Below are 10,401 nucleotides of genomic sequence, written 5' to 3'. Positions count from 1 at the left end.
CATACCAGGATGTTGTTGGAGCATTGTGCAATGGGAATTGGAAAGGTGTAGGTAATCAATATGTCAGCCAAGATAAGTGCATTATTGACAACCAAAGCACCATCTATGGGCAATCTGCATTTGCAGATTACAAGGAAGGCTGTGGCACTTTAAGAGCCGAAGGCGGTGACAATGGTGGAGGTAGTGAAAATCTTGCAGTATCACGAAATCTTGTCCGTAGGCTGACACCGCTTGAGTGCGAAAGACTACAAGGCTTCCCTGATGATTGGACAAATATACCAAAGGCTTCAGATTCGCCAAGATATAAGGCACTTGGAAACAGTGTGGCAATTCCATGCGTAGATTTTGTTCTCCGTGGGATTGCTTTTTTCTTGGGGAAATCCAAAGAAGAAAGTGAGGAAAGTTAGAATGTATATGTATCCTGATAACTTAAAAGCAAAAGCAGTACTTTGGCTGTGGGAACTGCGTGACATTGGTATTATGGGAATAGGATTGCTTATTTCTGTTTTTGCTCTTGCTCAAACAGGCGTCCTATTCCCAGTTGTAATTACTGCAGCATATGCTTTTTTAAGCATTCGCTTTGAGGATATGAGTATCTTGGATTTTATCCGATATGCTGTATCCTTTTTTATTTTAAAACCGCAGACGTATGAATGGGCAGCATGATGCTGCACCTATATTTTGTTTGAACCAAGAGCAAATCAAGACCTGATTATCCAGAAAGATAAATGTAGAAAGGAAAATTATTAATATGAAAAAACAGAGAGAAAAACATAAAAATTCCACAATAGAACTAATGGGAATTACGAAAATCACTGATTACAGCCTTGTTACGCCATATGGCGAACTTGTATATTTCATCATCCACCCAACCAATATCTCTGTACTTTCGGAAAGCAGTGTTAGCAGTAGAATCTATGCACTGATGACGGTACTGAAAGGTATTGCAGAAATTGAAATGCTCTGCCTTAATTCAAAAGAGAATTTTGATGATAATAAGGAGTATCTGAAGAAGCGTGTGGAGGAAGAGGAAAATCCGATGATCCGAAAACTTCTGATGCAAGACAGTACCAACCTCGACCGTATGCAGGTGCAGATGGCTACTGCTCGTGAATTTTTGATAATCATTCGATTAAAAAATGAGAAGGAAAGTGACGTGTTTTCATATTTATCTCGTATTGAAAAGAGTCTAAAGGATCAAGGTTTTACAGCAAGGCGAGCAGATAATGCAGATATTAAAAGAATTTTGGGAGTGTATTTTGAGCAGAATGTCACGACTGATAGGTACGAGGATTTTGATGGCGAGAGGTGGATTGTGTTAGGTGAGTAGTAATTGTTTGAGTTGATGTCCTCCTTGAAAAATTATATAATTTATAAAAATAGCTTTTTAAAAAAGAGAATGTTTATTATTTATATAACTGGGGGTATAACTAAAATGAAATCAATAAACACACAGGGCATCACATACTTTGAACAGCTAGATGGCAGTTGCAAATGGTATTGGGGTACAGATTATATTCATGGTGATTTATATGAAGCTGAGGAGCTGTTTGAAGAAAAACATAAGATAAAGTCAAATACACTTTTGTTTATTCACTACCCAGATGGTGAAGTTATTGAACCAATTAAGCCACAAGATGGTCAATATTTTGGTAGACCGATTTATTATGATAGTCACATTATTATTTTACTTGTTGATTTTAACAATCAGCAAATAAAGTTGGAGCAATATGATGAGACGATAGCTGCAATTTCACTTATAGCTTCAATTCTGCTAAGTGATGTGAGAGATTGCTATAATTTAATGTTGCATACATCTCCGCTAATGTTAACTCGCCAAGGAAATGAAAATAAATTTGAAATAATATATCCCAACAAAGTTCAATTAGATATAGACAATAACGAAAGCTTTTGTTTTAGAAAAGATGAGAAGCTATACTTTTCAGCGTGGTTCGAAGATGAGGACTATCGAGAAGAAGTGATTATTAGGGATATTAACACAGGAAAAATAATCGATAGAAAGTCGGGTGCTATTAAAGTCATGCCTGACGGACAGGTATGGATTTTTTCCTAAATATGAAAACATCTCTCCAAAGCCTAAAAAATCTAATTACCCTAGAGCAATCTCCATAATGAGGTTGCTTTTTTGATGTTTAAAACAGAGAAAGGACTGGTGAAATTATTGAAAAATCAAAATATTGCAACCGAACCCAGTGGTCAACTTAAAACATTTTTAGATATGATTGCTCCATCGGTGATTAAATTTAATGTGGATTATTTCGTTTGCGGAAATACATTCCGCTGTGTGTGGGCACTTCGTGAGTATCCCACAGTAACGGAAGAACAGGCAATCCTTCGTCATTTAGGAGAAAAAGATGGTGTGACACTGCGTATCTTTACCAGACAGGTGACACCAACAGAAGAAAAAAGGATCATTCATAATGCCACAAATAAGAACAGAATGAACACTGCAAACACTAACGATTTGCAAGAAAGTGTCACTGCTGAAAGCAATCTGAAGGATGTGGTTACATTGGTATCAACAATGCATCGAAACCGTGAACCTCTCTTGCATTGTGCAGTATATATCGAATTGACTGCAAGTGACTATGACAACCTAAAGTTATTACAGACTGATGTTTTGACGGAACTTGTTCGAAGTAAGCTAAATATAGACAGGTTGTTGCTCCGTCAACAACAAGGGTTTTTCTGTGTTGGTCCATCGGGAAGAAATATTTTTGGCAGTCAGTTTGAACGAGTCCTCCCAGCCTCATCCGTTGCAAATCTGTATCCCTTTAATTATTCGGGAAAGACAGACAGCAACGGTTTTTATTTAGGCAGAGATAAGTTTGGCAGTAACATTCTTGTGGATTTTGATAAGCGAGATGATGACAAAACAAATCCCTGTATCCTCATATTAGGTAACTCGGGACAAGGCAAAAGCTATCTTCTCAAGCTGATTTTATGCAATATCTTAGAGTCTGGCAAAAGTGTAATCTGCCTTGATCCAGAACATGAATTCCGTGAACTTGCAGAAAATACAGGCGGTTGTTTTGTGGATTTGATGAGTGGGCAGTATATGATAAACCCACTGGAACCCAAAAGCTGGGATGACGGTGGCTCGCCACAGGATAAGGATGCACCCATTGCGTTTAGACAAGCAACCAAGCTTAGTCAACACATCAGTTTTTTAAAAGATTTCTTCCGTTGCTATAAAGACTTTGATGACAGGCATATTGATGTCATTGAAATTATGCTTGGCAAATTGTATTCCAATTGGAATATCAGTGATAACACAGACTTTGCATCCCTTGAATCTAGGGACTATCCCATCCTTTCTAGCCTTTACACTCTAATTGAGAAAGAGTATAAAGACTACAACAAAGAAAAATATCAACTTTATACTGCTGAATTGTTACAGGAAATTCTACTTGGACTACATTCTATGTGTAAGGGTGCAGAGAGTAAGTTCTTTAACGGACATACCAATATCACTTCAAACAGATTTATTGTGTTTGGTGTAAAAGGCTTATTAAATGCAAGCAAGAATGTGAAAAATGCTTTGCTTTTCAATGTTTTATCCTTTATGAGTGACAAGCTACTTACCGAGGGGCATACGGCGGCCGCCATTGACGAACTGTATTTATTCCTTACAAATATGACTGCTATTGAGTACATCAGAAACTTTATGAAAAGAGTACGAAAGAAAGAGTCCTCTGTAATTTTGTCCAGTCAGAATTTGGAGGACTTTAATATTGAGGGCATTCGTGAGATGACAAAGCCATTGTTCTCTATTCCCACGCACCAATTCTTGTTTAATGCTGGAGCTGTTGATGCAAAGTTTTATATGGATACCTTACAGCTTGAAGAAAGTGAATACAATCTGATCAAGTTTCCTCAACGTGGCGTATGCCTCTATAAATGCGGTAACGAGCGATATAACCTTATGGTACATGCTCCGACACACAAGGAAAGATTGTTCGGAAAGGCAGGTGGAAGATAATATGGAGAATATGGCAACAAGATATTTAAGAGAAGATGCAAGCGTTCTATTGACCATTAGAGAAAATAATGGGTAAAAGGATTTTTGTCGTTACGAGGAGAAATTAAAATGGAGAAATCACCTTGACAATGTATCGGGTTACCGATATATTGAAGATGGGTGATATACAATGACGATAATGGAATTATTAAAAGAAAAGGGACTTTCACGATACAGCTTATCTAAGACAAGCGGTGTCCCTTGGGCAACCCTTGCAGATATCTGTTCTGGCAAAACAAGCCTCAACCGATGCAGTGCAGAGACGCTTTCAAAGCTGTCCAAAGCGCTGAATTTATCCATAGAAGAAATTCTGGTGCTGGAAACAGAGCCACCTAAATCCGAGAAAACTGGAAAACCAGCGGATAAAACATATTTGGAAACCAACTTGTCTCCGCAATTAACAAAGGCGATCAAAGATTATGAAAAGGGAGAACAAGACAACGTATCCTATTTGGATTGTCTGTGGGGCGAGCTATATGGCTCTATCAATGCAGACCTTTGGGCTGGTTGTATTTCAGAGGAGCAAGCAAATTACTTAAGGAAAAAATATCTCTACGGAGAACAGGAGGGATTAAATGATTGATTTTACATCATGTGCCGTCAATAAGTTCAAAGCATATGGCGGAGCCAATGGCAACAAAATCAATATTTCATATGAAGGAACAAGTTATATGCTGAAATTTCCACCTGTGCCTAGTAAAAGCAAAGCTATGAGTTATACAAACAGCTGTATCAGTGAATATCTTGCTTGCCATGTCTTCCATTTACTTGGCATATCGGCACAGGAAACTCTGTTGGGTACCTATACCGATAAACGAGGAAAAGAAAAAGTTGTGGTGGCCTGCAAGGATTTTACTGAAGAAGGAAAAAGGCTAATGGAGTTTGCCCACCTGAAAAACACCTGTGTGGATAGCGAGCAAAGCGGTTATGGCACAGAATTATCTTCCATTTTGAAAGCCATTGATGAACAAGCATTGATCCCATCTGGGGAATTACGAGCATTCTTTTGGGATATGTTTATTGCAGATGCCTTACTAGGAAATTTTGACCGTCATAACGGTAACTGGGGAATCTTAATAGATGAACAGAAACAAATTGCAGGAATTGCACCGGTTTATGACTGCGGTTCCTGTTTATATCCCCAATTAGATGAGGAGCATATGGAGAAGGTTTTAAACAGTGAAGATGAAATAAACCAACGTATTTTTGTCTTTCCTACCTCTTCTATTATGGAAAACGGTAAAAAAATAGCCTACTTTGACTTTATTTCCTCTCTGCAAAATGAAGAATGCAATGCAGCACTGAAAAAAATAGCAGAGAGAATCAATATGGAGGAAATCAATAAACTGATAGAGGATATTCCTGCCATTACTCCTATGCAAAGGGATTTTTACAAGACGATGATTGCAGAGCGAAAAGAAAAAATCTTAGATTACAGCATGGAACTTCTAATGAAACAAGAAATAAAACAGACTGACATGGGAAAATCCTTAGAGTCGGGACAGGATATTTCTATATAAAAAGTATTGTGAAACAGCCAAATATAACTAAGAAAACACTTACATCTGTGGGTGTTTTTCTGCTTTGGAGGTGATTTTTATTGCAAATCCTGTTTTAATTGCCAAGGCTGCGGTGATGACATTGAGTAATGATAAGCTCCGTAGGGGGGTGGGCTGGACAATGGTTGCAATCTTTTCGCCTATTATCGTTATCCTTGCACTGGTGATTGGAATTATGTCTGCAACAGCAGACCACAACACCATGGCAATAGAATTATGTTTTAATGGTGGTGTGATATCGTGGAATGTTCCCGAAGGATTCCGAGAATATATTAAAGATATGCAGTATAGCTTTAGCCTTTTGGACTACGACGTTAACAAAATTAATAATCAAACAGAAGAGGGAAATAGCCTTGACCCAATACGAGTTAAGGCTATTTTTTATGCTCTGTATTTCGGCGCTGACCGCCCGTCACTTGTAAATACCTTGCAATTTTCAGATTGCTTTGTAACCTATGAGGAGCGTACTCGAACCGTCACCGACGAGGAAGGAAATGAAAGGGAAGAAAGCTATACTGTAGCAGTTCCAATCGATGACATTGAGGTTATTTATAAAAATATTGAAGCTGTAATGGAAGTTACGGTGACATCAGAAAACCAAACGAATGCCAACCGCATTTATGCATTGGTGAAGTACGGGCATGGAGCAATTGATGTAGATGAATTTCAATACCCAGGTGAGCCCATTGGCGATGGTAGTTACAAAGCACTGATTGAGGAGGCAGAAAAATACTTGGGTTACCCATATGTTTGGGGTGGTTCAAATCCAAGAACGTCCTTTGATTGTTCGGGATATGTTTGTTGGGTCTATACCCAGTCGGGAGTTTATGATCTCCCTCGAACTACTGCCACTGGAATTTATAATCAATGTGTACTGGTACCGAAAACTGAAGTAATGCCCGGTGACTTAGTCTTTTTCCAAGGAACCTATGCAGGGGCAGGCATAGCATCTCATATAGGGATTTATGTGGGGAATGGAAAGATGATCCATGCTGGTGATCCTATTGGATATGCTGATATTAACACAAAGTATTGGCAGAAGCATTTCCTTGGGTTCGGTAGACTGCCAGAAAATAATTAAAAAGAAGTTTGTAGATTGATGTTCAGATAAAGGAGAAGGGATGATTTTATGCTTAAGACAAAGTAATATTTCAAAGGAAATGCGCTGCTTTTTAACATAGACTTTTGGAAAAGAATGTTGTATAGGAGGAACATGTAATGAAAGAAAATAAAATTAAGGTTGTAAAGATGGATGTAGGGAAGGCACCAGAGGTAAAGAATATTGATAACACCCTTGCGGCATTGCAAGTGGAAGTTGGTGGACTTATTGAATGTGTCTACCTTGATGATGGATGCCTTGCTGTTGTCAATGAAGAAGGGAAACTAAACGGAATGGAACCAAACAGACGATTGGGCTCAGATATTATCTGTGGTCCATTTTTTATTTGTGGCGATAGTGATGATGGTGAATTTGTATCACTTGATGACAAACAGGTAGAACAATACACCCATATGTTTTCTGATGTTCCCGATTTTACAGGGGAAGAGCCGGAATTGGAACCACGAATGAAGTTTATAGGTTTAGATTTTTAGGAGGATGAATGGAATGAAAAAAGCAACTTTAACCTTAACGTTTGAAAAGGAAAAATTGGATGCACTTGAGTTTTACATGGAGAAAAAGGACGCTGAATTGCAAAACGAACTCTCAGATACTGTTCAAAAGCTATATGAGAAATATGTACCACAGCCTACCAGAGAGTATATTGAAGACAGAATTGATAAAGAAACTAAGCCGACTAAGGCTAAAAAACCGATAAATACATCACAATCGGATAACGGAAATTCATAAGAAACAAATAATCGACCACGTTGCCACCTGTGTGCCCTTGTGTGCGACTTTCACACCCGAGATCGGATAAGTCTACCCATTGGAAGAATTGAGGGCGATTTGGGCAAGGTTTTGGGAAATGCTAAAACAAGATGAATAAAACCTTAAGCACGAATTAACATCACAAATTAGAGCTGAACCCACCCATTGATTTAGGTGCGGGATAAAGGCAGGTGCTGTAAACGCCCCTGCCATTCACAGCGGACGGCAATGCCGACCGCTTTTCTCTTAGGAATAAGCCGTTTTACGAGGAAAGTAGCATAATGGCAAAAAGGTGCTGTAAATCGCCTTTTTGGTGGTGTAAGGTGCTGTAATGCCATAAGAAACCCCACCGTCACGCCTTTTTAAGGTGCTGTCCAAGGTGATATAGAAAAAGGAGGACTTTATGAAGCAGAAAAACAATGAAAATAAAGAACGAGTGGTAGCGTGGCTCTACCCCGAAATGATTGAGAACATGAATAATCTCATGGATAACCACGGCATGAAGAACCACACCGAGTTTGTAGAAAAAGCCGTGGATTTTTATATCGGCTATCTCAGCAGCCAAAGCTCCACAACCTATCTTTCCAAAATCCTATTGGAATCCATCAGCGGTACGCTCAAGGAAACTGAGAACCGCCAGTCTGCAAACCTCTTTCGCTTGTCGGTTGAGATGAGCATGATGATGAATATTCTTGCCGCAGGTCTTGAAATCAGTGATGAAGATTTGCATAAGCTCCGTGGCAGATGTGTGCAGGAGGTCAAACGCAACAAGGGCAGAATCAATATGGAGGACGCCGTAAAATATCAGCAAGGCGTGATTGACTAATGCCAAGAGTCATATTGAAGTGTCCCTATCTCAAAAATGGTGACACTACGCATAAAGGAAATCTTGTCAGCTACATTGCTACCAGAGATGGTGTGCAGAAAATGGTCATACGCAATAAAACTCTTCCTGTCACCAAAAAGCAGGAGCAGCTTATCGCCCAAATCCTAAATGAGTTTCCCGATACCAAAAATTTATTTGAGTACGAGGACTATCTCGAAAATAAAACCCTTGAAAATGCTTCGGAGTTTATCACCATAGCTTTGGAACATAACCTTGATGTGGTTGCCAAAAAAGAAAACTATGTTGACTACATTGCAAATCGTCCAAGAGTAGAAAAGATATCCTCTCACGGTTTGTTCAATGGTGGCAGTGATGAAATAGTTTTATCCAAGGTAGCAAAAGATGTTTCCGAGCATGAGGGCAATGTGTGGCTGCCGATTATTTCTCTTAGGCGAGAGGACGCCATCAGAACTGAATTTGATAATGCAGAGCGGTGGAAAGATTATCTCTCCTCATATGCACCAACCATTGCGGAAAGCTTGAAAATCCCTTTAGATGAGTTCCGTTGGTATGCAGCATTTCACAATGAAAGTCACCATCCACATATACACATGATTTGCTACTGTGAAAATGCAAGGCATGGCTTTCTTGATAAAAAAGGGATTGCAAAAATTAAATCAGGACTTGTGTCGGGGATATTCAAGCAGGAGATGACTACTGTTTATGCTGAGCAGACAAAACGCAGAGATGAGCTGAAAGCAGAAAGTAAAAAGGTTCTGGAACAGCTCCTTGTGAAAATTTCCACCGGCGAAGTACAGACAGCAGGTCTTGAAAAAATGCTTATGGAGCTTTCCGAAAATCTGAAATGCACCCAGGGCAAAAGGGTGTATGGCTATCTTCCCCCACGCACAAAAGCATTGGTGGACAGCATTACCGATGAGCTTGCAAAAGAACCCTCTATAGCACACGCCTATAAGCTGTGGAGCGAAATGCGAAATGAAATTACGGCAAGCTATCGTGATGCACCCGAACCGATTCTGCCGCTGTCTCAGCAAAAAGAATTTAAGTCTATCAAAAACCACATCATCTATGAAGCGGATAAGCTGTCCAAGGGTGAAATCAGTTTTACCGAGCTTGATGAGGTGGAGCGATATGACGAGGCACCTACACATGATGAAACGATTACTGACAACAGCTTTGCCGAACCCATAGATACAGAGGAAGAATTTGAAGCAGATGAAAATACTTCACCCTATGTCAAGTGGACAGATGATTACAAACAAGCTCGTGTTTTTCTCTTTGGGGATACGGACCACGAGCCTGATTTTGAACAAGCCTTGGAGCTACTGCAAGCAGAATTCCAAAATGGGAATATGCTTGCAGTTTTTGATTTAGGGCGAATGTATGCTGACGGTCTTGGTGTAGAGATTGATACCGACAAGGCACAGGAATATTATAGGCAAGCTCTTGAGGGCTTTCTATTTCTTGAAAACAAAAAGCCTTGGAAATACCTCGAATACCGAATCGGAAAAATGTATGCACAGGGTTTGGGAACAGAGCAGGACTATGAATTAGCCGCCGAGTGGTTTCAAAGGTCTGCAAATGAAAAATACAAGTTTGCAGAATACTCCCTCGGCGGTCTTTACTATCGAGGTCAAGGTGTGGAGCAAAGCTATGAGAAAGCCTTTGAATTATATCTCCGCAGTGCAAAGCAAGGTTTTCCCTATGCTGATTTTGAAGTTGCAAAAATGTTCCGTGATGGCATTGGCACTCAAAAAGATGAACAGCAGAGCAAGAACCACTTTGAAAAAGCCTATGTCGGTTTTGCCAGCTTAGAAAAACAAAGCCACGATGACAAAATCCAATATCGCCTTGGCTGGATGCTCCAAAATGGAATTGGTACTGAAAAAGACATTCCCAAAGCTAAGGAATGCTTTGAAAAATCAGCAAAGCTGGGCAATCCCTTTGCCTGTTATTCTTTGGCGAAACTCATTCTTGCAGAAGATAGTCCGACCACTGAAGAATTGCAAACAGCTTTAAAGTTTTTGCAGACAGCCTCCGACAGCGGAAATGAGTTCGCACAGTATTCTCTTGCCAAACTTTA

12 protein-coding genes are annotated in these 10,401 nt (G+C 39.6%); all 12 read left to right on the top strand.

Translation table 11 applies throughout. The features are described from left to right. Positions 1-407, top strand: a 407-nt coding sequence (locus tag RTK36_RS11755; protein WP_312047443.1) for a DNA cytosine methyltransferase, incomplete at its 5' end; no start/stop codon positions are given. Between the two features lies 1 nt (position 408). Further along, positions 409-666, top strand: a complete 258-nt coding sequence (locus tag RTK36_RS11750) for a hypothetical protein (RefSeq protein WP_312047442.1) — start codon at positions 409-411, stop codon at positions 664-666. Between the two features lie 85 nt (positions 667-751). Beyond that, positions 752-1,330, top strand: coding sequence for a hypothetical protein (locus RTK36_RS11745; RefSeq protein ID WP_312047441.1), 579 nt, complete (start codon positions 752-754; stop codon positions 1,328-1,330). 3 nt (positions 1,331-1,333) lie between these two features. Then, positions 1,334-2,074 carry a hypothetical protein gene (locus RTK36_RS11740; protein WP_312047440.1) on the top strand — a complete coding sequence of 247 codons (741 nt, stop codon included), beginning with the start codon at positions 1,334-1,336 and terminating at the stop codon, positions 2,072-2,074. A 75-nt stretch (positions 2,075-2,149) separates the two neighbouring features. Continuing rightward, a complete protein-coding gene (locus RTK36_RS11735; protein WP_331655032.1) occupies positions 2,150-4,003 on the top strand; it encodes a VirB4 family type IV secretion system protein in 1,854 nt (617 codons plus the stop codon). A 169-nt stretch (positions 4,004-4,172) separates the two neighbouring features. Continuing rightward, entirely contained in the window at positions 4,173-4,625 is a 453-nt protein-coding gene (locus RTK36_RS11730) for a helix-turn-helix domain-containing protein (protein WP_312047439.1), read from the top strand. After that, on the top strand, positions 4,618-5,562 hold the full coding sequence (locus RTK36_RS11725; protein WP_312047438.1) for a HipA domain-containing protein: 945 nt from the start codon (positions 4,618-4,620) through the stop codon (positions 5,560-5,562). The genes RTK36_RS11730 and RTK36_RS11725 overlap by 8 nt, the downstream gene beginning before the upstream one ends. Before the next feature lie 70 nt (positions 5,563-5,632). Then, the gene (locus RTK36_RS11720) at positions 5,633-6,682 is read left to right on the top strand and encodes a C40 family peptidase (RefSeq protein WP_312047471.1); all 1,050 of its coding nucleotides are present in this window, start codon (positions 5,633-5,635) and stop codon (positions 6,680-6,682) included. 137 nt (positions 6,683-6,819) lie between these two features. Continuing rightward, positions 6,820-7,194, top strand: a complete 375-nt coding sequence (locus tag RTK36_RS11715) for a DUF3846 domain-containing protein (RefSeq protein WP_312047437.1) — start codon at positions 6,820-6,822, stop codon at positions 7,192-7,194. A 13-nt stretch (positions 7,195-7,207) separates the two neighbouring features. Continuing rightward, positions 7,208-7,450, top strand: a complete 243-nt coding sequence (locus tag RTK36_RS11710; RefSeq protein ID WP_312047436.1) for a DUF6103 family protein — start codon at positions 7,208-7,210, stop codon at positions 7,448-7,450. Positions 7,451-7,874: 424 nt separating this feature from the next. Beyond that, complete coding sequence (locus RTK36_RS11705; RefSeq protein ID WP_312047435.1) at positions 7,875-8,297, top strand: hypothetical protein; 423 nt, start codon at positions 7,875-7,877, stop codon at positions 8,295-8,297. Next, a partial coding sequence (mobP3, locus tag RTK36_RS11700; RefSeq protein WP_312047434.1) for a MobP3 family relaxase occupies positions 8,297-10,401 on the top strand: 2,105 nt, incomplete at its 3' end. The genes RTK36_RS11705 and mobP3, both read left to right, overlap by 1 nt.

The organism is Anaerotignum sp., from assembly GCF_031981185.1.
Classification (GTDB): Bacteria; Bacillota; Clostridia; order Lachnospirales; family Anaerotignaceae; genus Chakrabartyella.
Note: the sequence above shows the minus strand (reverse complement) of the source record. Positions and strands in the feature narration are given on the sequence as shown.

Coding starts and splice junctions, on each gene's coding strand:
- RTK36_RS11750 (WP_312047442.1), top strand. CDS start 409: ATGTATATGTATCCTGATAACTTAAAAGCAAAAGCAGTACTTTGGCTG.
- RTK36_RS11745 (WP_312047441.1), top strand. CDS start 752: ATGAAAAAACAGAGAGAAAAACATAAAAATTCCACAATAGAACTAATG.
- RTK36_RS11735 (WP_331655032.1), top strand. CDS start 2,150: ATGTTTAAAACAGAGAAAGGACTGGTGAAATTATTGAAAAATCAAAAT.
- RTK36_RS11730 (WP_312047439.1), top strand. CDS start 4,173: ATGACGATAATGGAATTATTAAAAGAAAAGGGACTTTCACGATACAGC.
- RTK36_RS11725 (WP_312047438.1), top strand. CDS start 4,618: ATGATTGATTTTACATCATGTGCCGTCAATAAGTTCAAAGCATATGGC.
- RTK36_RS11715 (WP_312047437.1), top strand. CDS start 6,820: ATGAAAGAAAATAAAATTAAGGTTGTAAAGATGGATGTAGGGAAGGCA.
- RTK36_RS11710 (WP_312047436.1), top strand. CDS start 7,208: ATGAAAAAAGCAACTTTAACCTTAACGTTTGAAAAGGAAAAATTGGAT.
- RTK36_RS11705 (WP_312047435.1), top strand. CDS start 7,875: ATGAAGCAGAAAAACAATGAAAATAAAGAACGAGTGGTAGCGTGGCTC.